At 62.2% G+C, this 21,174-nt stretch carries 21 protein-coding genes and 1 pseudogene; 10 read left to right on the top strand and 12 right to left on the bottom strand.

What is annotated here, in order from left to right; genetic code table 11:
- Positions 1 to 9 precede the first annotated feature (9 nt).
- The gene (locus M1E10_RS20855) at positions 10 to 621 is read left to right on the top strand and encodes an alpha/beta hydrolase (RefSeq protein ID WP_499174701.1); all 612 of its coding nucleotides are present in this window, start codon (positions 10 to 12) and stop codon (positions 619 to 621) included.
- Positions 622 to 730: 109 nt separating this feature from the next.
- Here M1E10_RS20855 and M1E10_RS20850 read toward each other — a convergent pair whose 3' ends face one another.
- Both M1E10_RS20850 and M1E10_RS20845 read right to left on the bottom strand, forming a co-directional pair.
- On the bottom strand, positions 731 to 2,248 hold the full coding sequence (locus tag M1E10_RS20850; protein WP_499174700.1) for a pyruvate kinase: 1,518 nt from the start codon (positions 2,246 to 2,248) through the stop codon (positions 731 to 733).
- 161 nt (positions 2,249 to 2,409) lie between these two features.
- Positions 2,410 to 2,982 carry a transglycosylase SLT domain-containing protein gene (locus M1E10_RS20845; RefSeq protein WP_499174699.1) on the bottom strand — a complete coding sequence of 191 codons (573 nt, stop codon included), beginning with the start codon at positions 2,980 to 2,982 and terminating at the stop codon, positions 2,410 to 2,412.
- A 287-nt stretch (positions 2,983 to 3,269) separates the two neighbouring features.
- Between M1E10_RS20845 and M1E10_RS20840 the strand changes: the two genes are divergently transcribed.
- A complete protein-coding gene (locus M1E10_RS20840) occupies positions 3,270 to 3,833 on the top strand; it encodes a transglutaminase-like domain-containing protein (RefSeq protein WP_499174698.1) in 564 nt (187 codons plus the stop codon).
- A gap of 29 nt (positions 3,834 to 3,862) precedes the next feature.
- On the opposite strand, the gene M1E10_RS20835 is transcribed toward M1E10_RS20840, so the two are convergent.
- Positions 3,863 to 4,750 carry a DMT family transporter gene (locus M1E10_RS20835; protein ID WP_499174697.1) on the bottom strand — a complete coding sequence of 296 codons (888 nt, stop codon included), beginning with the start codon at positions 4,748 to 4,750 and terminating at the stop codon, positions 3,863 to 3,865.
- A gap of 186 nt (positions 4,751 to 4,936) precedes the next feature.
- On the opposite strand from M1E10_RS20835, the gene M1E10_RS20830 reads away from it, so the two are divergent.
- Both M1E10_RS20830 and M1E10_RS20825 read left to right on the top strand, forming a co-directional pair.
- Positions 4,937 to 6,235 (top strand): adenylosuccinate synthetase, encoded by a 1,299-nt coding sequence (locus M1E10_RS20830; protein ID WP_499174696.1) that lies wholly within the window; start codon positions 4,937 to 4,939, stop codon positions 6,233 to 6,235.
- Between the two features lie 59 nt (positions 6,236 to 6,294).
- Positions 6,295 to 8,643 (top strand): hypothetical protein, encoded by a 2,349-nt coding sequence (locus M1E10_RS20825; RefSeq protein ID WP_499174695.1) that lies wholly within the window; start codon positions 6,295 to 6,297, stop codon positions 8,641 to 8,643.
- A 63-nt stretch (positions 8,644 to 8,706) separates the two neighbouring features.
- Here M1E10_RS20825 and rpoH read toward each other — a convergent pair whose 3' ends face one another.
- Entirely contained in the window at positions 8,707 to 9,609 is a 903-nt protein-coding gene (rpoH, locus tag M1E10_RS20820; RefSeq protein ID WP_499174694.1) for an RNA polymerase sigma factor RpoH, read from the bottom strand.
- A gap of 212 nt (positions 9,610 to 9,821) precedes the next feature.
- Complete coding sequence (locus M1E10_RS20815; RefSeq protein WP_499174693.1) at positions 9,822 to 10,844, bottom strand: RluA family pseudouridine synthase; 1,023 nt, start codon at positions 10,842 to 10,844, stop codon at positions 9,822 to 9,824.
- Positions 10,845 to 10,877: 33 nt separating this feature from the next.
- Between M1E10_RS20815 and M1E10_RS20810 the strand changes: the two genes are divergently transcribed.
- Positions 10,878 to 11,258 (top strand): hypothetical protein, encoded by a 381-nt coding sequence (locus tag M1E10_RS20810; RefSeq protein WP_499174692.1) that lies wholly within the window; start codon positions 10,878 to 10,880, stop codon positions 11,256 to 11,258.
- Positions 11,259 to 12,107, top strand: coding sequence for a TrmH family RNA methyltransferase (locus M1E10_RS20805; RefSeq protein ID WP_499174691.1), 849 nt, complete (start codon positions 11,259 to 11,261; stop codon positions 12,105 to 12,107).
- Here the strand turns inward: M1E10_RS20805 and M1E10_RS20800 are convergent.
- Both M1E10_RS20800 and M1E10_RS20795 read right to left on the bottom strand, forming a co-directional pair.
- Positions 12,104 to 13,261 (bottom strand): coiled-coil domain-containing protein, encoded by a 1,158-nt coding sequence (locus M1E10_RS20800; protein ID WP_499174690.1) that lies wholly within the window; start codon positions 13,259 to 13,261, stop codon positions 12,104 to 12,106. The two genes, M1E10_RS20805 and M1E10_RS20800, sit on opposite strands and share 4 nt — an antisense overlap.
- A 208-nt stretch (positions 13,262 to 13,469) precedes the next feature.
- The gene (locus M1E10_RS20795; protein WP_499174689.1) at positions 13,470 to 14,063 is read right to left on the bottom strand and encodes a DUF1134 domain-containing protein; all 594 of its coding nucleotides are present in this window, start codon (positions 14,061 to 14,063) and stop codon (positions 13,470 to 13,472) included.
- Between the two features lie 164 nt (positions 14,064 to 14,227).
- Here M1E10_RS20795 and chpT point away from each other — a divergent pair, with 164 nt between their 5' ends.
- Together chpT and M1E10_RS20785 are read left to right on the top strand one after the other, a co-directional pair.
- Complete coding sequence (chpT, locus tag M1E10_RS20790; RefSeq protein ID WP_499174688.1) at positions 14,228 to 14,884, top strand: histidine phosphotransferase ChpT; 657 nt, start codon at positions 14,228 to 14,230, stop codon at positions 14,882 to 14,884.
- Positions 14,885 to 14,978: 94 nt separating this feature from the next.
- Positions 14,979 to 15,344, top strand: a complete 366-nt coding sequence (locus M1E10_RS20785; RefSeq protein WP_499174687.1) for a response regulator — start codon at positions 14,979 to 14,981, stop codon at positions 15,342 to 15,344.
- 136 nt (positions 15,345 to 15,480) lie between these two features.
- Here the strand turns inward: M1E10_RS20785 and ctrA are convergent, their stop codons facing one another.
- Positions 15,481 to 16,179 (bottom strand): response regulator transcription factor, encoded by a 699-nt coding sequence (gene ctrA, locus M1E10_RS20780; protein WP_499174686.1) that lies wholly within the window; start codon positions 16,177 to 16,179, stop codon positions 15,481 to 15,483.
- Positions 16,180 to 16,597: 418 nt separating this feature from the next.
- On the opposite strand from ctrA, the gene M1E10_RS20775 reads away from it, so the two are divergent.
- Entirely contained in the window at positions 16,598 to 16,948 is a 351-nt protein-coding gene (locus M1E10_RS20775; protein ID WP_029616847.1) for a hypothetical protein, read from the top strand.
- An 84-nt stretch (positions 16,949 to 17,032) separates the two neighbouring features.
- On the opposite strand, the pseudogene M1E10_RS20770 reads toward M1E10_RS20775, so the two are convergent.
- The 4 genes and pseudogenes from M1E10_RS20770 to M1E10_RS20755 all read right to left on the bottom strand — a co-directional run bounded on the left by M1E10_RS20770 (position 17,033) and on the right by M1E10_RS20755 (position 19,985).
- Positions 17,033 to 17,314 (bottom strand): annotated as a pseudogene (locus tag M1E10_RS20770) (GNAT family N-acetyltransferase).
- Positions 17,315 to 17,535: 221 nt separating this feature from the next.
- A complete protein-coding gene (gene sciP, locus M1E10_RS20765) occupies positions 17,536 to 17,811 on the bottom strand; it encodes a CtrA inhibitor SciP (protein ID WP_018327815.1) in 276 nt (91 codons plus the stop codon).
- Between the two features lie 161 nt (positions 17,812 to 17,972).
- On the bottom strand, positions 17,973 to 18,629 hold the full coding sequence (locus M1E10_RS20760) for a sugar transferase (protein WP_499177247.1): 657 nt from the start codon (positions 18,627 to 18,629) through the stop codon (positions 17,973 to 17,975).
- Between the two features lie 204 nt (positions 18,630 to 18,833).
- Positions 18,834 to 19,985: a DUF2793 domain-containing protein gene (locus tag M1E10_RS20755; protein ID WP_499177246.1), complete on the bottom strand. Its 1,152-nt coding sequence runs from the start codon at positions 19,983 to 19,985 to the stop codon at positions 18,834 to 18,836.
- Between the two features lie 286 nt (positions 19,986 to 20,271).
- On the opposite strand from M1E10_RS20755, the gene M1E10_RS20750 reads away from it, so the two are divergent.
- Positions 20,272 to 21,174: a branched-chain amino acid ABC transporter permease gene (locus M1E10_RS20750; protein ID WP_499174685.1), complete on the top strand. Its 903-nt coding sequence runs from the start codon at positions 20,272 to 20,274 to the stop codon at positions 21,172 to 21,174.

The following is a 21,174-nucleotide window of genomic DNA, read 5'->3' as shown; positions in this document are numbered from 1 at the left end:
GAGTATGGCATGAGTTACGACAGTTACATTCATCGGGCGAAGCCGGGCGAAGCCGGGGCGCCGATCCTCTTCGTCTTCCACGGGACTGGCGGCGACGAGAACCAGTTCTTCGATTTCGGCAGCTGTCTGCTGCCGAACGCGACCGTGATCTCGCCCCGCGGCGACATCTCGGAGCATGGCGCGTCGCGATTCTTCCGGCGCAAGGCGGAAGGCGTCTACGACTGCGAGGACCTCGCCCGTGCCACCCATCGCATGAGCGAGTTCGTCGCCGCCAATCGGGAACGGCATCAGTCCGGACCGGTCATCGGCGTCGGATTTTCCAATGGCGCGAATATCCTGGCGAACATCCTGATCGAGAACCCGGGACTGTTTGAATCGGCGGTGCTGATGCATCCGCTGATCCCCTTCGAGCCCAATGACCGGACAGGGAAGGCCAGCAGCCGGATCCTGATCACCGCCGGCGAGCGCGATCCGATCTCGCCGGTCGACCTCACAAACCAGCTCGCCGACTATTTCCGGCGGCAGGGGGACATGGTCGATGTCGAGTGGCATCCAGGCGGGCATGAACTGCGCCCGAACGAGATCCAGGCCGCCAAGTCGTTTCTGGCCCAGTATCGCTGATCATCGCGGGCGGTCGGCGGAGCTTCGTCAGGGGTACGAATGAAGTCGGCCTTTCGTGCCGTGCCAAGAGTGTTGCCGGTGTTCGCCGGCGACATCGGACACCCGCAGATCACGCCGCCGGGGCGGGGTAGGTCCAGGACTTCAGCGCCCGCAGCGTCGGCGTCTTCTTCGTCACGTGCTCGTTCATGCGCGACATCAGGTGGTCAAGGATATTGACGGCCTCGGCGACGGCGGCGCCCTTGTTGAGCATCACGCATTCAGCGCGTGTCGCCATCGCGGCATCGGTCATTTCCCCCCGGGTAGGGATGCCGGTCTTGACCAGATCCTCCAGGACCTGGGTGGCCCAGATCGTCGGTACCGAGGCTGCTTCGCACAGCCAGAGAATTTCCTCCTGCATCTCGGCCACGCGCTCGAAGCCTATCTCGGCGGCCAGATCGCCACGGGCGATCATCACCCCGAAGGGCCGGCGGTGGCGGAAAGCAACGGCGATCAGTGCGGGCAGGTTCGCCAGCGCCTCCGGCTGCTCGATCTTGGCAACCAGTCCTAACGGGCGGTCGCGCGGCGGCAGGCCGGCGAGGGTGATCTCGAGCGACTTGATGTCGTCGGGACGGCTGACGAAGGAATAGCCCAGCATGTCAGCATGGTTCATGACGACCGCGAGATCGGCGTGATCCTTTGTGGTGAGCGGCGACAGGCCGAGAATCGTATCGGGAAGGTTGAGCCCTTTTTCAGCCTTCAGCTTCGTACCGCCGGTCTTGGTGCGCGTGACGCGGATCAGCGCTTCCTCGGGCGAGACAGCCTCGACGATGCCCTCGAGCTTGCCGTCATCGTAGCGGATGCGGTCGCCAATTTTCAGACGCGTAACGATCTCGGGAACGGAGACTGCCGCCGAGAAGCGTGCGATCTCATCGACGCGCGGCAGTGCACCAGTGCACAGGCGGATATGATCGCCAACCTGGGCCTTGGTGGAGGGCGGTGTCAGCACGTTGCCGGTGCGGATCTTGGGACCGGCGATATCCATCAGGATCGTCAAGGGGCGGCCGAGCGTCTTGCCCGCCGTCCGCACATGCTTTGCCATGTCCTCCCAGATCGACTTGTCGTCGTGAGCGCAGTTGATGCGGGCAACGTCCATGCCGCGCCGCGCGAGATCGAGAATGAACTCGGGGTCGTCGGCGCAGTCTCCGGGTAGCGTCACCATGATCCGGCCGCGCCGGTTCGGGCGCCCGGTGCCGAGGAGAGCGTCGGTTTCCTCGGCGAGCGACGACTCGCCGCGAAAGAAGGTCTCTTCCTCGGGTAGAGGATAGGGTGCAGGCGAACCCTGGATCGCCGCCAGTGCCCCCAGCACTGCATCGAAGGTCGGCAGAACGCGGCTTTCCAGCCTGCCGAGGGAAGACAGTCCGCGCTGCATCAGCCTGCGCTGCAGCGGACGCAGATCGTGCCGCCGCAGGGCAAGGTAATGACAGAGGTTTTCGAGACGAATACGATCGTTGTCGTCGATGCCGTCCGTGCCGCCCAGTTCCAGCACCAGGTCGGCCGCGTCGGTGACCACCTGTCGACGGACATCCATCAGGTCCTGGAATAGAACGGCCGACCAGGAAATGTCCTCTTGCTTTACGTTGTTCTGCATCATCGGCAATCCGCGCCATTTTGCAGGAGCCTAGGCGTGTCAAGCCACAGGTTCATGACGCCCGGACGGCAGGCGGGCGTGACATGACGTCCCATCCATTCTGCGGATCGGCACGGCAGGGCTGCCGTGTGCGTCGACGCGGACGCCGGAGCGTTCCCGGATCAGTAGCCGCAGGAGCGCAGCTGCGCCTCGTACTTGGAGGCTATGCCGGCGGAGCGCTGGGCACCCTTGCGGGCGGTCGAGGTGAAGGAGCCGCGTGAATAGCCCGCATGGCCGGTATAATAGGCCAGGTAGAGGTTGTAGCTGTCGTTGCGGGGGATGCCGTTCCGCACGTGGCTGCGATGGTGGTACCAGCCGATGAAATGGATGGCGTCGCCGAAGTCGCTTCGACGGGCGGACCAGCGTCCTGTGGCTCGCTGGTATTCGGTCCAGGTGCCGTCGAGCGCCTGGGCGTAGCCATAGGCGGACGACTGCCGCTTCCAGGGAATGAAGCCAAGCAGCTTGGTACGCGGCGGACGGGCGCGGGCGCGGAAACTGGACTCGGTATAGATCGTGGCCATCAGGATGGGGACCGGCACCCCGAACTCCCGCTCGACCTTCTTGGCATCGCGGGCCCAGTTGTCGAAAAGCCCGTCGCGCTGCTCGAAGATCGCACAGGCATTGGTGACCCGGCTGGGGGCGGACGCGCAGGCTGACAGCAGCAGCAGGAGCGCGATGGAGAACGCAATACGCATCGCTTGACCTCTTGTTTCCAAGAGATTCATGAGCCCTAAGATTTAATGAAAAGTTTAGGGATCACAAAAGCCGCAACATCGGGCTCCCTTTAGAGCCACACCAGTTCTGTGTCATCCCGGGAAAAAAAGTGGATTTCAGTAAATTTGAATCTTTCGGCTTAAGCGGGCTGCAAAGGTGTTTTCGTATGGTTGGCCATCGACGGCATGAGGCCAATGACGACCGAGATGAATTCGGGAAGCCACGCGAGACGGCGATCAACGCTGTCCGATCAAACAGGGTCTCGAAGATGTCGACGAAAATTCTCGCTGCTGCGGCTTTTCTGGCCGCGCTCATTTCGGGTCATGCCGCACAGGCAGCCGGTCCCGGCGGCTTTGCACGCACGTTTGCCGCTTCCCCGGCACTCGAATACAAGATGGCGGAGGTTCGCCCCTCCGCACGGGTTGAGCCTGCCCGTGGCGCATTCTCGCTGACCCGTGAGAAGGCGCAGGAGCTGGTGCGGATCAATCGCACGATCAACCAGGCGATCGACACTGTGGACAGCTACTTCGACGGCTTCCAGACGGATGTTGCCATCGCTGCTCCCGCAGCCGCCTGCTTTGACTGCGCCAACCTGAAGCGGGACCGCCTGGTGGCGCTCGGATGGCCGGATGACCGTCTGCACATCACCTACGCCCTGACGGACACCGGCCGGGTTCAGCGCGTGCTGGTGGTTTCCACCGATCGCGGCCAGATCGTCCTCGGAGAGAAGGTCAGCGTCGTGCGCGGCTGGCGCAACGAAAAGGCTAGAGCGGCGGGCAAGGCACTGTCGCAGACAGCCTCCAAAACCCCTGCGGCCTTCTACGACATCTAATTCGTTCCTCCCGACCAGAGGAGCCCGTCTCAGGGTGAGGCGGGCTTTCCGCGTTCGGCGATGGCAATGCCACCCAGCGCAAGCACCAGGGCGGCAATGTGGAACATCTGCAGATCCTCGCCGATGATGGCCACCGACAGAAGCGTTCCGAAGACCGGGATGAGGTTGATGAACAGGCTGGCGCGGTTCGGACCAATCCCCTCTACGCCCTTGATGTACAGGACCTGCGAGACGAGCGAGGCAAAGAGCGCGGTGTAGAGGACAATGACCCAGCCCCGCGTGTCGGGCCAGATGGCCTGGTCGCTCGCCTGTTCCCAGAGAACCAGCGGCACTGTCGTCAGCAGTGCGAAGAAAGCCGGGATCGCCATCAGCGTGCGCCAGTCGACCACCGGCTTCCAGCGCAGCGAGACGGTGTAGACGGCATAGGCGACGACGGCGATCAGCATCAGCGCGTCGCCGAAATTCACCGTCAGCTCCAGAAGCGTTGAGAGGTCGCCGTGCGCCGCCGTCAGCGCCACGCCCAGCAGCGTCAGCGAGAAGCCGAAAATCTGTGCGAGCGACACCCGCATCCGAAACAGGATGAAGTTGATGATGAAGATCAGCATGGGGATGCCGGCCTGCTCGATGGCGACATTGATCGCCGTCGTATATTTCAGGGCCGTATAGAGCGTCGCGTTGAAGGTCGTATAGCCGACCACGCCGTAGAGAATCAGGATCGGCAGGCGCTTTCGCACGATCGGCCAGTCCCGGATCAGTTGCGGCACCGAGATCGCGAAGATGATGGCGACGGCGAATGTCCAGCGCCAGAAGGTCAGCATCATCGGGCTGACATGGCCGACGGCAAGCTTGCCCGCCACGGCATTGCCACCCCAGCACAGCGTGGCGATGACGAGACACAGATAGGCCTTTTTGTGCAAGGGGATCTCCATGGGAGAAAAGGAAGGAATCTGGCCAGACCAACCGCTGATAAACCGGCGGTTTGGCGCTTGTCACGCAAAAACCTCTTTTTTCGCGACAAACGGTTCGCTTTCCGTGCGTCATGGTTTTATAGATGCGCCGGTTTGAGTGGGCGCAACAGCCTGTGCGGAATAGGAAAGCAAGATATGACGAACGTCGTGGTGGTCGGTTCCCAGTGGGGCGACGAAGGCAAAGGCAAGATAGTTGACTGGCTTTCCGAGCGTGCCGACATCGTCGTCCGGTTCCAGGGTGGCCATAATGCAGGCCATACGCTCGTCATCGATGGCGTCAGCTACAAGCTGTCGCTTCTGCCCTCGGGCGTCGTGCGTCCCGGCAAGATGGCCGTCATCGGCAACGGTGTCGTCGTCGATCCGCACGCGCTGATCGCCGAAATCGAGAAGCTGGCAAAGCAGGGCGTGACGATCACGCCGGAAAACCTGCGCGTTGCCGACAACGCGACGCTGATCCTGTCGCTGCATCGCGAACTGGACGGCATGCGCGAGGATGCCGCCTCCAACAGTGGCACGAAGATCGGCACCACCCGCCGCGGCATCGGACCTGCCTATGAGGACAAGGTTGGCCGCCGTGCGATTCGCGTCATGGATCTTGCCGACCTGGATACGCTGGGCGGCAAGGTCGACCGTATTCTCACCCATCACAACGCCATCCGCCGCGGCCTTGGCGCTCCGGAAGTCTCCCACGAGACGATCATGGAAGAGCTGACGTCGGTCGCCGACCGGATCCTGCCGTTCCGCGAGACAGTCTGGCTGCTGCTCGACAAGCAGCGCCGCAAGGGTGCGCGCATCCTGTTTGAAGGTGCCCAGGGCTCGCTTCTCGACATCGACCACGGCACCTATCCCTTCGTGACGTCGTCCAATACGGTTGCGGGCCAGGCTGCTGCCGGTTCCGGCATGGGACCGGGCGCGCTCGGCTATATTCTCGGCATCACCAAGGCCTACACCACCCGCGTAGGCGAGGGGCCGTTTCCGACCGAGCTCCATGACGAGATCGGCCAGTTCCTCGGCGAAAAAGGCCATGAATTCGGCACCGTCACCGGGCGCAAGCGCCGCTGCGGCTGGTTCGACGCCGCCCTGGTTCGCCAGTCGGTTGCCACCAACGGCATCACGGGAATCGCGCTGACGAAGCTCGACGTGCTCGACGGCCTGGACGAGTTGAAGATCTGCGTCGGCTACAAGCTGGACGGACAGGAAATCGATCACCTGCCGGCGAGCCAGGCGGCCCAGGCGCGGGTCGAGCCGATCTACATCACCCTTGAGGGGTGGAAGGAATCCACCGTCGGGGCCCGCAAGTGGGCGGACCTGCCGGCACAGGCGATCAAGTATGTTCGTCAGGTCGAGGAGTTGATCGGTGCGCCGGTCGCCCTACTTTCCACCAGCCCGGAGCGGGAGGACACGATACTTGTGACCGACCCGTTTGAGGACTAATGTTCATCATTGATTAATTATCAATCGTTGAACGACCCTATGACCATGAGAAAGTACTGATGGCAGATTTTGTTGCGGTCATCCGCCGCGCCGTCGACGGTCTGGCGAAAAACACGCCAGAGATGCGCGAAAAGGTGTACGACAAGGCGCGTGGCGCCGTTCGGCGGCAGCTCGAGAACATGAAGCCGGCCCCGCCGGAAGCCATGATCCATCGTCAGATGGACAAGCTTGAGTCGGCGATCGTTTCGGTCGAGGCGGAGCACGCCGAAGCGTTGCCGGCTGATGAGCCGGTCACCGCAGCACCGTTCTTTGCGCCCGAGATCGAGACGGCACCCGAGCCTGAGGATATCGCTGACGTCGGTCCCGCGCATCATATTCCGGAGCCAGAGACGTCCGCCGCCGCCCAGTGGCCGCAGGATGAGCTCGAACGCACTCCTGAGGAGGACGTCTACAGTGCTCCTCCAGATGCGCCGCAGGTTGTACATCCGGACGAAGAGGCTCCCGTCGAGCCTGCGCCGGAGCAGTTGTACGCGGCACCGGCCGTTCATGCTGATCCTGTCTACCAGGAGCCCGCTCATCAGGAGCATTCTGTACCGGTCGGCATGCCCGAGGAAAGCTGGCCGCCCCGGGAGGAGGCCGAAAGCCATGCATCGGAGGCCGTAGATCATTCGGTCGAGCGCCAGACGGACCACTGGTCCATGGAAGAGACCCGCACAAGTGAGGTCGCGCCGGAACCGATCGGCCTGTGGCCGGCACCGGAACACCATGCGGTTGCCGACGAAAGGCCTGGTGACACCGGAGCTTCTGTCGAGCCTGATCCCTACGCTTCGTCGCAATTCGAGCCCGCGGAAACGGATCATAGAACCTCTTCCTGGCCAGACGAGGCGGCACCTGCTGCTGCGCCGGCCGAGGACGCCTGGCTGTGGCCGGAAGCCCATCCGGCTCCATCCGCCCCAAGGCAGACCGAAGCCGCCTGGCAGGATGTTCCCGACCTGACGACTGCGGAGCCTTTCGCCGAGAACGCACCCGCTGCGGCGATGGCTTCAGAACCGTTCGAGGCGCATTTCAGCGACGAGACACATGCCAGTGCCTCATCTGTGCGCATGCCCTCGACCGAGGACATTCCTCTCTTTACACCGCCGCTTGCGGCGGCCGACGCCGGCGGACATGATGAGTTCGAGGATGCGCTGCGCACGCAGCGGCAGACTGCTTCGGCGCCGAAGAAGGCCAGCGACCCCTGGAACGACCTCGAGGAACTGATTGGTTACAACCCGAACGCCATGCCGGCAGCAGGGGCAGGCGGTCCGCCGACAGAAATGGAGCCGAATGCCGATGCCGACATGGTGCCGCCGCCGCGGCCCTACCGCGTCGCGCCCAAGAAGCGCAACTACGCCGGACCGATCCTGGCGCTGATCGGCGTCATCATCATTGCCGCCGGCGGTTATGCGCTCTGGCTGAACCGCGAATCGCTGACGGAAGTGGTCGGACTGAACGGAACACCGGTCGCAACCGACGGTGCGATCGAGGGTGTTGTCGAACCGGCGCCCGAGACCGCAGAGGCTCCGGTGACCGAACCATCCGCGGCCGCCGAACCGGAAGCAGGAACACCTGCGGTCGAAGACGTCGCCGCCCTTCCCAAGTTCACGCAGCGGCTTCTCACCGACGGTACGGAAGTGGATGAAGGCCCAGGTCCGGGCAATGGCACCGGAGAAGGTCAGTCGGTCGCGCAACTGAACGCCCCGCCGGCGACGCCTGCCGAAGTGGCGGCTAGTGCTCCGGCAGTGGAGGCTACACCATCCGCAGCGCCCGCGGATGCGGCGGCCTTGGCTGGCGAGAAGATGTTCCTCTACGAGGAGCGCGTCGGGCAGACGGCACCGACAGCCATCGAGGGCGCGGTGTCCTGGTCGCTGCAGCGGGAAGCTGGCGCCAATGGCGTACAGGAACCTGTCGTCCAGGGACGGGTCAATATCCCGGGTCGCGGCCTGACGGCGTTGATCACCTTCAAGCGCAATACCGACACCTCCTTGCCGGCAAGCCACCTGGTCGAAGTCGTGTTTGCCGTTCCTCCCGGCTTCGAGGGCGGCGCGATCGACAGTGTTCAGCGGATTGCCATGAAGCAGACGGAGCAGGATCGCGGCGATGCGCTGATTGCGGTCCCGGCCAAGATCACCGACGACTTCCACATGATCGCGCTGAACGACTTTCCCGATGCACGTGCGACAAACCTCGAGCTCCTGCGCAGCCGCAACTGGATGGACATCCCACTTGCCTACCGCAATGGACGTCGCGCGCTCATGACGTTGCAGAAGGGCGATGCCGGAATGCGTGCCTTCAACGATGCCATTCGCGAGTGGCAGGCGATGAGCAGTAACGGATCCGGCGGCAGTACCGGAAGCACCGGCCAGTAACGAAAAAAGCCGGCGGGATGATCCGCCGGCTTTTTTGATGTCCGATGCAATGAGCCGCGAGGATCAGGCGTCGACGACGCGCAGAGCCTGGGCCTGGGCGAGCGCTTCCTTCTGGACCGCATCCTGAACCTTTTCGAAAGCTCTCACTTCGATCTGGCGGACACGTTCTCGGCTGATGTCGAACTCCGACGAGAGCTCTTCCAGCGTGATCGGATTTTCCGCAAGCCGCCTTGCCTCGAAGATCCGCCGTTCGCGGTCGTTCAGAACGCCCATGGCCTTGGACAGCATGCGGCGGCGGGTTTCCAGCTCGTCCTGCTCGATGAGCACGTCTTCCTGGCTGTCGTGGTCGTCGACGAGCCAGTCCTGCCACTGACCGGATTCGCCCTCCGTGGCGCGGATCGGCGCGTTGAGCGACGCGTCGCCGGACAGGCGCCGGTTCATCGACACCACTTCTTCTTCCGAGACCTTCAGCTTGGTGGCAATCTCGGCCACCTGGTTGGGCTTCAGATCGCCCTCGTCGATGGCCTGGATCTTGCCCTTCATGCGGCGCAGGTTGAAGAACAGCCGCTTCTGGTTGGCGGTGGTGCCCATCTTCACGAGCGACCAGGAGCGCAGGATGTATTCCTGGATCGATGCCTTGATCCACCACATGGCATAGGTTGCCAGGCGGAAGCCGCGTTCCGGATCGAATTTCTTGACCGCCTGCATGAGGCCGACATTGCCCTCGGAGACCACCTCGCCGATAGGCAGGCCATAACCGCGGTAGCCCATGGCAATCTTCGCCACCAGGCGCAGATGGCTCGTCACCAGCTGATGGGCGGCGTCGCGGTCGCCATGTTCGGCATAGCGCTTGGCAAGCATGTATTCCTGCTGCGGCTCCAGCATCGGAAACTTGCGGATTTCATCGAGGTAGCGGTTGAGACCGGCTTCCCCGGCAGTGATTGACGGCAGTGAATTGCGGGCCATGAAAGCACCCCCTTCTGATCGATTTTTCTGGCTCCCTCGTCACAAGCGACAATACGCTGAGGCAAGCCAAACGGCGCGGGTCAATATCGACCCCGCACCGACCCAGATACCAAATAAGTGCGGCATAAGAGTGGTTCAAGTGAACGCAGCGTTCACTCCGGCGTTACAGCATTACATTTGTGTAATGCTGATCTCCGACGTCGTTTTCGCCGCTACTGCCGCAGTGCGGTGACCAGAGCGTCCATGTCCTTCGGCATCGGTGCCTCGAACTCCATGACCTCTCCGGTTCGTGGATGTTCGAATGCCAGCAGAAAGGCGTGCAAGGCCTGGCGATGGAAGCCGTTGACCACGGTTTTCGCCGGCTCTGGCAAGAGGTTCACCTTGGTGCGGAAGCCGGCGCTATAGTCCGGATCGCCCACCAGCGGGCAGCCGATGTGGGCCATGTGGACACGGATCTGATGCGTTCGCCCGGTCTCGAGGCGGCATTCGATGAGGGCGGCCAGAGACGTTGCATCCGGCTTCTCGTGGAAGCGCTCCATGACCTCGTAATGGGTCACCGCTTCGCGGGCATCGTCGCTTCCCTCACGCTTTACCGCGCGCTTGATGCGGTCGCCGGCGCGGCCGAGCGGGGCGTCTATCGTGCCGCGCAACTGCCTGGGTCGGCCCCAGACGACGGCCTGATAGGCGCGCTCCAGCGGGCCGGTCCGGCCATGGTCTGCAAACTGCGCGGCGAGATGGCGGTGGGCGGCGTCATTCTTGGCGGCAATCAGCACGCCGCTGGTGTCCTTGTCGAGGCGGTGCACGATCCCCGGCCGGCGGACGCCGCCGATGCCAGAGAGTGTGTCGCCGCAATGATAGATCAGAGCGTTGACAAGCGTGCCCGTCCAGTTGCCGGCGCCCGGATGGACGACGAGCCCCGCCTGCTTTGCGATCACGATGACGTCCTGATCCTCGTAGAGAACCTCCAGCGGGATATCCTCGCCCTTCGGCTCGGGATCTTCCGGCTCCGGGAGGATGATCTCCACCTGGTCGCCGGGCGTGACCTTGCGCTTGGGCTCCTTGCAGACGACGCCCTTGAGCAGAACGGCACCCTGTTCGATCAGGGCCTTGATGCGGCTGCGCGAAAACTCGCCGTCCAGGGCTGCCGTCAGCCATGCGTCTAGCCGGCCTTCTGCGTCTTCGTCGGCCACCAGCACTTTCCTTGGCGCCTCGGCTTGTTTAAAGGGATCGTTCATTCATTCAACCTGACAGCAGCAAGGACATTCGCAATGGCAAATCCTGATTCCGTGGAACAGGAAGAACCGCTTGATCCGGCGATGGAAAGGGTCCGCCGGAAGATGGTGCTGCTGCAACTCGTTTCGGGCGGCATCTTGTTTGTCTGCTTTATGGCGGTCCTCGCCGCGGTTGTCTACAAGGTGACGCAGACGCCGACGAGCGCGCCGGTGGCCACCGGTGGCTTCTCGGTTCCCGCCGACCAGCCGCTGACCTCGTCCGTCACCCTTCCGGCCGGGTTCCAGGTGCAGTCCGTGTCCTTGTCGGGCAGCCAGATCCTGTTCTACGGATCGATCGGCGGCGTGCAGAAGGCGCTGGTGTTCGACGCGTCGGTCGGTCGCATCGTCGCCGACGTGGCGGTCGGAACCGCGCCCTGAATGGCGTCGGACAGCGGAGACCGGATCATCCGGATCAACGATCCCGATGATCCGCGGATCCTGGAATTTCATGGCATCCGCGAGCGGGATCTGACAGGACGCCAGAACCGCTTCATCGCCGAGGGGACGGTCGTGCTGCGGATGTTGGCGGCCGCCCATACAGCCGGCGGAGGCTTCGTCGCTGAAAAGATCCTGTTGCTGGAGAACCGGGTGGCGGGCCTGCAGGCCGAGCTTGCTTCCTTCCCCGCGGACGTGCCGGTCTATGTGGCGAGCTCATCGGTGCTCGATGCCATTGCCGGATTTCATCTGCATCGCGGCGTCCTCGCCCTCGGGTACCGGAGCCATCAGCCCGACGCTGCGGAGCTGCTCGAGACGCTGCCGGACAAAGCGCTGGTGGTCTGCGCCGCCGGCATTTCCAACCACGATAACATCGGGTCGATCTTCCGCAATGCCGCGGCCTTCGGCGCCGATGCCGTGCTGCTGGACGAGACCTGCTGCGATCCCCTTTATCGCAAGGCGCTGCGCGTCTCGGTGGGGGCGGTGCTGAAGGTGCCCTATGCCAGGGGCGGGAGCATAGAAGCCAATCTTGCGGCTCTCGCTCAGCGTGGGTTCGATGTCTGGGCGCTGTCGCCCTCCGGCACCACCGAGATGACCAGCCTTGTCGCCGCGCCGCGCATGGCGCTGGTGACCGGCACGGAAGGCAGCGGTCTTCCCGCGGCTATCCTCGAGAGGTTCAACACGGCGCGTATCGCGCAGGCACCGGGGCTCGACAGCCTCAACGCAGCAACGGCGACCGGTATCGCTCTCTACATGCTGGCCAGCGTTCAGGGACGGCTTCAGGCGGACTAAACGGCCGGCTCGCGAGCGGCGTCAAGCTCTGCGCGCGTGCGCGCGGCCAAGCTCTCGCGCCTCCCTGTCGACCCGCTGTCGGATCCGGTATCCGCCGCCAGCATGGCGTAAACGGGCGAGGCTGGACCTTCGGCCCGGGCGGTGAGCGCCACCATGGCTGCGGCAATCGCTGCCAGTTCCTCGCGGATGGCTGAATCATTGCCATCGCTTCTCGCCTTGAGAAGCCTCTCGGAGAGGGCGGTGGCGCGGTTGTGGACACTGTCCGCCAGTTCGGACAGCGCCGGAGAAGCGGCGATGACCGCGGCGATATCATTCGGCCCCGCCGTTTCGACGGCAGCAAGCGGGACACCTGCGGTGGAGGTCTTTGCGATCGTGCTGCCGGCGGCCGGCTCCTTCGAGCCCGACTTGCCTGCAGAGCGGGAGGCATCGCGAGCTTCGGCGGTGACCGTCTTCAGCTTCTCCTTCAGGATCGCGATCTCCTGTAGGCGACGCTCCAGCGCGTTCTCCTTGTCCGCTCGGGCGGAGATTTCGCGCGAAAGCTTGTCCTCCAGCCGGAGGGCGCGATGTTCTTCCTGTGCCAGCCGGTTTTCGGCATCCTTGGCCCGCGTCGTCTGCAGCTTGATGTCGTTGCGGGTCGCTTCCCGTTCGTCCCGGAGCGCTGCCATGCGAAACTTGAGGTTTTCGATCTCGGTATCACGGGCGGAGAGGTCGATGCGCGCGTTGTCGCTGTCCGCGGTCAGTTTGGCGATGCGTTGCTGCAGTTCATCGATCCGGACGCCTTTGGCGGCATCCGCTTCCTCGGCGGCTTCGACGGCGGCTTTCAGCTGCTGGATGTAGCTGTCTTCCTGGCGCAGGCGAGAGCGCAGATCAGCTGCCTCGACGTCCATATCGTTGATCTGCATCTGCAGGTCATGATTGTCCGACTGCAGGCGCCGGGCCTCGACGGCCAGCTTCTCGTAACGTAGCTTCAATGCCACGGCCTGGTCACGCTCCTGTACCAGCTCCTGCTTGGTACGGGCATTTTCCGCGGCATAGACAGCACGCGCCATGTCGCGCTGGGCGCGAACCTCCTGCGGGCTGATCGGCAAAGTCGCCTGGATTCGCTTCTCGGTGTAGCGCACGATGCGACCGTGGATCGCAGGTGCGATCAACATGACCAACAACGCGGCGCTCAGGAAGCCCAGGCCGAAAAGGAGAGCGAATTGGATCACGATAGGGCCATCTCGCCGAATTGGACGTGTTCTGGGACAGTGCGTCGTTTAAGCACAACCGGCAGGCTGCGGCAAGCAACGCCGGAGTGCCAATCTGCCCAGTATGTCGATGCCTGCGGCCTTGGATGCGCTGAGCCTGTGATTCGGCGGCTCAGAATGGATTCCAGGTCGGAGACGGGGTCAGTTTCAGATAGCCGATATTGATGCCGAGGCGGGCACCCAGGCCGGTTCGTATCGGCACAAGGATGACGTCGTTGCTGCGCATGACCGTCATGCCAACGCCGGCCACGACAAAGGCGGAACCTGAAACACCGCCGAATCGGGCATAGAGGCTTGGTATGGCCGGCAGGTCATACACGAGCATCATGGCGCGTGAGCCTTGGCCGCCATAGTCGATCCCGAGCGATGGACCCTGCCAGAAGACCGGGTGCTGGCCCGCATTCTTCGTGTAAAGCTCGCCCTCCCCATAGGTGAGACCGGCAATAAAGGCTCCCGAACCTTCCTGACCCAGGATGTAGCCGTTCGGCAGACCGTACTGCTCGAAGGCCTTTTCGACGACCTTGGCCAGGCCGCCGCTCGTGGAGCCGAAGAAGCCATGGCCCGCATCAACGATTTCCTGCGCCGTATACTGGGCGCTGCTCTGGGCCTGCGCCGGCTTGACCGACCAAAAGCCAGCCAGCGTCAGCACTGTCACGGCGATTGCGGCGAGGCGGGCGAGGGGAGACGTCTGGTACATGCGCATCATCGGGTCCGTCTTGTTCTTTGGTGCGGGTGAGCTTCACATATTGCGGGGATCGCCTTAACAATCGGTTTACCAAATATGGTGTCTTTATGACCGACGAAACGGCACCATCTTCGCACAATGCTAAGACCATAGAGATGCTGGCATGACAGCAGCAGGAGAAACCAATGGCCAAGAACCCCAATCTCACCCTTGAGGGGCCAGACCTTGCGGCTCTGCTGTGCAGCCGCGTCTGCCATGACGTGATTTCTCCCGTCGGCGCCATCAACAACGGTCTGGAACTGCTGGACGAGGGCGGATCGGGCACATCGGACGCTGATGCGCTCGACCTGATCCGAACCTCCGCGCTTAATGCTGCTGTCCGCCTCAAGTTTGCCCGACTAGCCTTCGGCGCCTCGGGATCGGTGGGCGCTTCGATCGACACCGGCGAAGCCGAAAAGGCTGCAAAGGACTATGCGGCTGCCGAGAAGAAGACGGAAGTGACCTGGAGCGGGCCGCGCGCCATCGTCGCGAAGAACCGGGTAAAGCTGCTTCTCAATCTCTTCCTCGTCGCCTATGGCGGCATTCCGCGCGGCGGCTCCGTCGACGTGATGCTCGAGAACCCCGAGCACCACGCGAAGTTCACGATCACCATCAAGGGACGGATGATGCGCGTGCCTGCAAAGTTCGTGGAGATCTGCTCCGGAACTTTGGAGGAGGCGATCGACGCCCACACCATCCAGCCTTATTATACGGTGCTTCTGGCGGATGAATGCGGCATGGAGCTCAGCTACGTCGTGTCCGAGGACAAGATCGTCTTCACCGCTGAAAGCACAGCCGCCTAAGCATCTGCGTGGTGTAACCATTCGTTAGCTGACTTGGCTTTATCCTTGCCGAGGCCTTTCCTTCACGGGAGGACCTTGGTGTGGGGAGTGAGTTATGCAGCGTCTGATGATCGCCGACGGTTCGGATGTGGTCCGCAAGGTCGGAAAGCGCATCTTGTCGGAGATCGGCTTCCTCGTTGCCGAGGCGGCCAGCGCCGACGAGGCCATGAGCCGTTGCAAAACCGACTTGCCGGCGATCCTGATCGTGGACGCGGGGCTGGAAGGCGCGCTGGGCCTGATCCAGGACATCCGCACACTGCCGAATGGCAAGAGCGTGCGGATCTTCTACTGCGTGATCGAGGCCGATCTGAAGAAGATGATGCTCGGCAAGCGCGCCGGTGCCAATGACTTCCTGTTGAAGCCCTTCGATCGCAAGATCCTGACTGCCGTCTTCGGCGCCTATGTCGTCGCCCCGGCCTGAGGTCAATATCCCTCCAAATGATTAACCCACGCGATCCTGACCGGCCACCGGACCTTGATGCACGCCGGCTGCCAAACGCAAAACGCCCGCGTTGGACGCGGGCGTTTCAAGGAGGAGAATGCGCGGGGTGTTGGAATTATGCGCTTTCGGCCAAGTCGCCTTCCGGTTCGCGCAACACGTAGCCGCGGCCCCAGACGGTTTCGATGTAGTTGGAGCCGCCGGCAGCATTGGCGAGCTTCTTGCGCAGCTTGCAGATGAAGACGTCGATGATCTTCAGCTCGGGTTCGTCCATCCCGCCATAGAGGTGGTTGAGGAACATTTCCTTCGTCAGCGTCGTGCCCTTGCGCAGCGAGAGCAGCTCGAGCATCTGGTATTCCTTGCCCGTCAGGTGGACGCGCTGGCCACCGACTTCGACCGTCTTGGCATCCAGATTGACGATCAGTTCGCCGGTGATGATGATCGACTGGGCGTGGCCCTTGGAGCGCCGGACGATCGCATGGATGCGAGCGACCAATTCGTCCTTGTGGAAGGGCTTGGTCATGTAGTCGTCGGCGCCGAAGCCGAGGCCGCGAACCTTGTCCTCGATACCCGCCATGCCGGATAGGATCAGGATAGGGGTCTTGACCTTGGACAAGCGCAACGTCCGCAGAACCTCGTAACCCGACATGTCGGGCAGATTGAGGTCCAGAAGGATGATGTCGTAGTCGTAGAGCTTTCCGAGGTCGACGCCTTCTTCCCCCAGATCGGTGGTGTAAACGTTGAAGCTCTCCGACTTCAGCATCAGCTCGATGCTCTGCGCTGTCGCGCTGTCATCTTCGATGAGTAGAACCCGCATAATTTTCCCCTTTGCCGCCGCTAGGTAGTCCGTGCCCCTAGGCGTAACGGATCCAGACTGAGCCTGATTTGGAGGCTGCCACCAAATGGTTAACAAATTCTGATTCACTTAGGCAAGCGGTATCGTAATTATTAAGCATGTGAAGACACCCGTCTGATTTTCAAAGAGGATCGGCCATTGCCTGACTTAAACCACTGCTTGAGGAAACCTCGTTAAGTGATTCATGCGACTCTCACATTGTCGCGCCAAATAGGCCTTGGCATTTACCGACCCTTAAATGATCACCCGTATTGTTAATGATGCCCGTAAACGAAAGGTTAACGCAGAGAGGTTTTGCATTAACGAGAACGGGTTTTTTGGCCCGAAGTGTAACAATCGGGTTACAGCGGACAGGTGCCGCTTCCACGGAGTATTGCGTATGAAGTCGCGTGACAGCCTAGTTCGCCTGAAGGAATTCCAGGTTAATGAGAAACGCCGTCAGCTGCAGCAGCTGCAGATGATGATGGCGGAATTCGAGCGCATGGCCAAGGAGCTCGAATACCAGATCGGCGTCGAGGAGAAAAAGTCGGGAATCACCGACCCGAATCACTTCGCCTATCCGACCTTTGCCAAGGCGGCCCGCCAGCGGGCCGACAATCTTCAGGTTTCGATCCGCGATCTTCGCGTTCAGCAGGAAACCGCTGAACTCGCCGTCGAGGAGGCGCAGGCCGAATTTTCCAAGGCCGCGGCTCTGGAAGAGCGCGACGGAGCCATGCGCGCCAGGGCTTGATAGCCTGACGCCTTCAAAGAAAAGATGCCGCAGGCCGATTGGCCATGCGGCCCTTTGCGTTAAGCGGCGTCCGCGTGCGCCAATCTAGCCGCTGATGACGTCCTGCCATTCCGGATGCCGGAGTGCCAGGCTCCTGAAGAAGGGGCAGAGCGGCACGATCTACCATCCCTCGCGACGCGCGTCTTCGACCGCATGGGCGGCGAGCGCCTGGCCGACGCCCCGGCCGCGCAGTTCGTCGGGGACTCCGGTATGGTCGACGATCACCAGCCGCGGCGAGGTCCGCGAGTAGGTGAGTTCGGCCTCATGCCCATCCAGCGTGGCCGAATAGCGCCCACCCGATTTCAATTCCTGATGGCTGATGTCCATGTCGCTCTCCGTCGCCGCATGCGGTTGCCACGCTTAAGGCATCTTCGGCAATTGCGGAGCCGACGCAAGTCCGGCTTTGGGGGAGAAGGGATGGTGGCAGGGTCGGGAGGCCGGCGCGGGGCAGGGGCTGCGCCCGTGCCCCTGTCTCAAATGCCAGAAGGCGCCGCGGTGTGGTCTCCCGAGCGGCGCCTTGCGGCATGGACTAGATCGGTAGCAGAACGCTAGTGGCGATACTGCTGAATACGCGTGGTGCGCAGGCCGGCAAGGCCGTGGTCATTGATCGATGACTGCCAGGAGAGGAATTCCTCCACCGTCAGCGTATAGCGCTCGCACGCTTCTTCCAGGCTCAGCAAGCCACCCCGGACGGCAGCCACGACTTCCGCCTTGCGGCGAATGACCCAGCGGCGGGTATTGGCCGGCGGCAGGTCGGCTATCGTCAACGGACTGCCATCGGGGCCGATGACGTATTTCACTCGGGGCCGTATCATTTCGGTCATGGAACTCTCTACACAAACACAAGACCACAAGGCGAAGGCTAGCGCCGCAGATTTAACATTTACCTAAATGTGGCGAAGCATTTGTTCCAAAGGCGTCGGGAAGCCTGGAAAAGTAGAGGCACAGCAGTTGATCAGCCAATTAAGGCAAGAAAACCGGGTTTTTAGAAGCCGTTACCGCCGCGCAATTCGTTCCACACGGTGAGGACCATGATCTTCAGATCCAGCCGTAGGTTGAAATTTTCGATGTAGTAGAGGTCGCAGGCGATCCGTGCGCGGGCCTTGGCGGCCCTGTCCGTCGGACCCCGCAGGCCGCGCATCTGCGCAAGGCCCGTCATCCCGGGCTTCACCAGGTGACGGCGGTGGTAGTGAGGAACGAGATCCTCATAAGGGATACCGGCAGCCAGCATGCCGATCGCGTGGCACCGTGGCCCGACAAGCGACATGTCGCCTCTCAGGACGTTCAGTAGCTGCGGCAGCTCGTCGATATTCGTGCGGCGAATGATGGCGCCGATCCGCGTGATCCGGGGGTCGTTCACCTTGGTCTGCAGGACGCCGGTAACGTCGCAGTTGTCGATGCGCATCGAGCGGAATTTGTAGACTTTGATCTTGCGGCAGTCCTTGCCCCAGCGGACCTGGGTGAAAAGGATGGGGCCCGGGCTGTCAAGCCGGATCATGATGGCCACTGCCAGCAGTAGCGGCAAAAGCGCGATGAGCGCCATCAAAGAAACGACGACGTCGATCGCTCTCTTGGCGACGGCCTGCTCCAGCCGAATCGGCCCGGTCAACTGCAAGGGGAAGTGGTCGACATAGGTTTGCATAGGGGGCGATGCCGACAGGACATCGGCAGCAGCATAGACGGTATTCTGTTGAAAATCCGACATACTCAAAGAGCCACCCCGACAGGAAGTACGCAATCACCACATCCATTTTCAACAATAGAACAGTAATTTCCGGCTGTCATCCTCAAAGTTAATCATTGGTTAACTACAAGCCGTTGTCCAGGGCGATCAATTCGACGGCCTCTAAAGTAGAGCCAAAGATAGTGTTGTTCCGCTGGAACCAGACTGCAGTACGGGCGTTCCGCCGTGTTGGAGCGACAGGAAGTCCCCCTCCGTAAGTGCCGTTATGGTGCTGGCTGATTGAAAGCCGACGCTCCCCGGCAGTGTCAGCAGATCCGCATTATCGTTGACGCGCAGGATGGTCGTGTGCCCGCTGGAGGAGGCGACGGCCACGTGCAGGCAGATGAGGTAGATGCCGGTCGCGGGCACCATGATCTCATTGCCGCCCCCCGCAACCGCGCCTGCCAGTTGAAACCCGCCCTGGACCAAAGAAAAGTCGGTGAAGCCGCTGCGGGTGCCGTTGCCCGGGGAGAAGGTCGTGCCGGCGCGATAGGCCCGCGCCACGGGCTGGTGTGGTCGATAGATGCGGCCGGAAGGATCGAGGGAGAGTCCGGTCTTCCAGGTGCTGCCGTCGTTGACCCTCAGCGAAAGCGCATTGTCGCCCGTCAGGCCGATCTCCGCATAACCGGCCCATCCGGACTGGAACAGCAGAGAAGCGGTGTCTCCGCCGGTCGCCTTGTTGATCTTCAACTGATGGCCGCCGCCGGCGTGGCTGAAGAGACTGGAAGGCGAAGAGAGGGCGAGCCTGTTCGTGTCGTCGGCGGAGGCCGCTATCCCGAGGCGCGCGAATTGCGCTTCGGCGGGAAGCGCGTCGCGCCACAAGCCGCCGGCAAACACCTTCAGGGATAGATCCGTGACGAACCAGGCACGCCAGCCGTCCTTCGGTTGCAGGAAGGCCCATGCTCCGTCCTGCCAGGTCGCCAACTGTTCCTGCCGACCCGTCCATGGGCCAGATGGTTGGGGGCCGATCAGAAAGACGGAGCTTTCCATCGGTGAGGCGGGTGGCGTGGAGCTTTCCGCGACGATCGCGAGATGCACCAGCGCATCCAAGGTCAGAAGAGCCTCGTTGTGGGTGACTGCTTCTGAGCCTGGGATGGAAGAATGAAGGGCAGGTTCAGCTTCGCGGTGGTATCGGCCATGATCTCTCTCCTGTTTGCCAGAGAGTAGGCGCGGTTCTTCGGGAGGTGAATCTGAACCGGGGTAAGCCGTTGTTTCGACTAACACGGCTGTGCGGTTCCGGCGCGTGGGAGACGCGCAGCTGCAGGCGCCGCACATCGTTTTTCCTTCTTCAGTCGCGGTGTGGGCGCAACCGTGGCGCGGCGGATCGATGTGTCGGCAAACCACGAAGGCGCGGATTTCGGCAGGGCCGTGTGTATTTTTTGGCGTTCCGGCTTCGTCTGTGGGCAGACTGTTGAAAACCGATCGCTTTTCGCCGTACTCCCGGCTTTTTGTCTTCACATTTATGCCAAAAACGGTAATGGATGCGCCTGAAGTCTGGGGACCCGCAAGGGTCAAGAAGAAAAGAGATGCGGCCGATGGGATCGCATCCGGGGGAAAATATATGGAGTACTTCGTCCAGCAGCTCGCCAATGGGCTGACGCTTGGGTCCATCTACGGCCTGATCGCAATCGGCTACACGATGGTTTACGGCATCATCGGCATGATCAATTTTGCCCATGGTGACATTTTCATGCTCGGCGCATTCGCTGCCCTGATCGTCTTCCTTATTCTGACGTCCTTCTTCGCCGGTATTCCGGTGGCGCTCGCGCTGCTGGTGATGTTGATTGCGGCGATGCTGATGACGAGCCTTTGGAACTGGACGATCGAGCGGGTCGCCTACCGGCCGCTGCGCGGCTCGTTCCGCCTGGCGCCGCTGATCACCGCGATCGGCATGTCGATCGTGCTGTCGAACTTCATCCAGGTGACGCAGGGTCCGCGCAACAAGCCGATCCCGTCGCTGGTCACCGATGTCTACCACTTCGGCAATATCACCATCTCTCTGAAGCAGATCATCATCGTCGCAGTGACCGCGGTGCTGCTGACGATCTTCTGGTACATCGTCAACAAGACGCCGCTCGGGCGGGCCCAGCGCGCAACAGAGCAGGACCGCAAGATGGCGGCGCTGCTCGGCGTCGACGTCGATCGGACGATCTCGATCACCTTCATCATGGGTGCCGCGCTGGCGGCAGTCGCCGGCACGATGTACCTGATGTACTACGGCGTCGCGACCTTCAACGACGGCTTCATTCCGGGCGTCAAGGCCTTCACCGCAGCCGTTCTCGGCGGCATCGGCTCGTTGCCGGGCGCCGTGCTCGGCGGGCTGCTGATCGGCCTCATCGAATCGCTCTGGTCGGCCTATTTCACGATTGCCTACAAGGATGTGGCGACCTTCGCGCTGCTCGCCTTCGTGCTGATCTTCAAGCCGACCGGCATCCTTGGCCGTCCGGAAGTGGAGAAAGTCTGA

The organism is Rhizobium sp. PK7-22 (assembly GCF_056530405.1).
The sequence above is the reverse complement of the archived record's forward strand: the minus strand, read 5'-3'. Positions and strand labels throughout refer to the sequence as shown.

Excerpts from the sequence above, each read along its gene's own strand:
- M1E10_RS20855 (WP_499174701.1), top strand. The coding sequence starts at position 10 with ATGAGTTACGACAGTTACATTCATCGGGCGAAGCCGGGCGAAGCCGGG.
- M1E10_RS20850 (WP_499174700.1), bottom strand. The coding sequence starts at position 2,248 with ATGCAGAACAACGTAAAGCAAGAGGACATTTCCTGGTCGGCCGTTCTA.
- M1E10_RS20845 (WP_499174699.1), bottom strand. The coding sequence starts at position 2,982 with ATGCGTATTGCGTTCTCCATCGCGCTCCTGCTGCTGCTGTCAGCCTGC.
- M1E10_RS20840 (WP_499174698.1), top strand. The coding sequence starts at position 3,270 with ATGTCGACGAAAATTCTCGCTGCTGCGGCTTTTCTGGCCGCGCTCATT.
- M1E10_RS20830 (WP_499174696.1), top strand. The coding sequence starts at position 4,937 with ATGACGAACGTCGTGGTGGTCGGTTCCCAGTGGGGCGACGAAGGCAAA.
- M1E10_RS20825 (WP_499174695.1), top strand. The coding sequence starts at position 6,295 with ATGGCAGATTTTGTTGCGGTCATCCGCCGCGCCGTCGACGGTCTGGCG.
- rpoH (WP_499174694.1), bottom strand. The coding sequence starts at position 9,609 with ATGGCCCGCAATTCACTGCCGTCAATCACTGCCGGGGAAGCCGGTCTC.
- M1E10_RS20815 (WP_499174693.1), bottom strand. The coding sequence starts at position 10,844 with ATGAACGATCCCTTTAAACAAGCCGAGGCGCCAAGGAAAGTGCTGGTG.
- M1E10_RS20810 (WP_499174692.1), top strand. The coding sequence starts at position 10,878 with ATGGCAAATCCTGATTCCGTGGAACAGGAAGAACCGCTTGATCCGGCG.
- M1E10_RS20805 (WP_499174691.1), top strand. The coding sequence starts at position 11,259 with ATGGCGTCGGACAGCGGAGACCGGATCATCCGGATCAACGATCCCGAT.
- M1E10_RS20800 (WP_499174690.1), bottom strand. The coding sequence starts at position 13,261 with ATGTTGATCGCACCTGCGATCCACGGTCGCATCGTGCGCTACACCGAG.
- M1E10_RS20795 (WP_499174689.1), bottom strand. The coding sequence starts at position 14,063 with ATGATGCGCATGTACCAGACGTCTCCCCTCGCCCGCCTCGCCGCAATC.
- chpT (WP_499174688.1), top strand. The coding sequence starts at position 14,228 with ATGGCCAAGAACCCCAATCTCACCCTTGAGGGGCCAGACCTTGCGGCT.
- M1E10_RS20785 (WP_499174687.1), top strand. The coding sequence starts at position 14,979 with ATGCAGCGTCTGATGATCGCCGACGGTTCGGATGTGGTCCGCAAGGTC.
- ctrA (WP_499174686.1), bottom strand. The coding sequence starts at position 16,179 with ATGCGGGTTCTACTCATCGAAGATGACAGCGCGACAGCGCAGAGCATC.
- M1E10_RS20775 (WP_029616847.1), top strand. The coding sequence starts at position 16,598 with ATGAAGTCGCGTGACAGCCTAGTTCGCCTGAAGGAATTCCAGGTTAAT.
- sciP (WP_018327815.1), bottom strand. The coding sequence starts at position 17,811 with ATGACCGAAATGATACGGCCCCGAGTGAAATACGTCATCGGCCCCGAT.
- M1E10_RS20760 (WP_499177247.1), bottom strand. The coding sequence starts at position 18,629 with ATGCAAACCTATGTCGACCACTTCCCCTTGCAGTTGACCGGGCCGATT.
- M1E10_RS20755 (WP_499177246.1), bottom strand. The coding sequence starts at position 19,985 with ATGTGCGGCGCCTGCAGCTGCGCGTCTCCCACGCGCCGGAACCGCACA.
- M1E10_RS20750 (WP_499174685.1), top strand. The coding sequence starts at position 20,272 with ATGGAGTACTTCGTCCAGCAGCTCGCCAATGGGCTGACGCTTGGGTCC.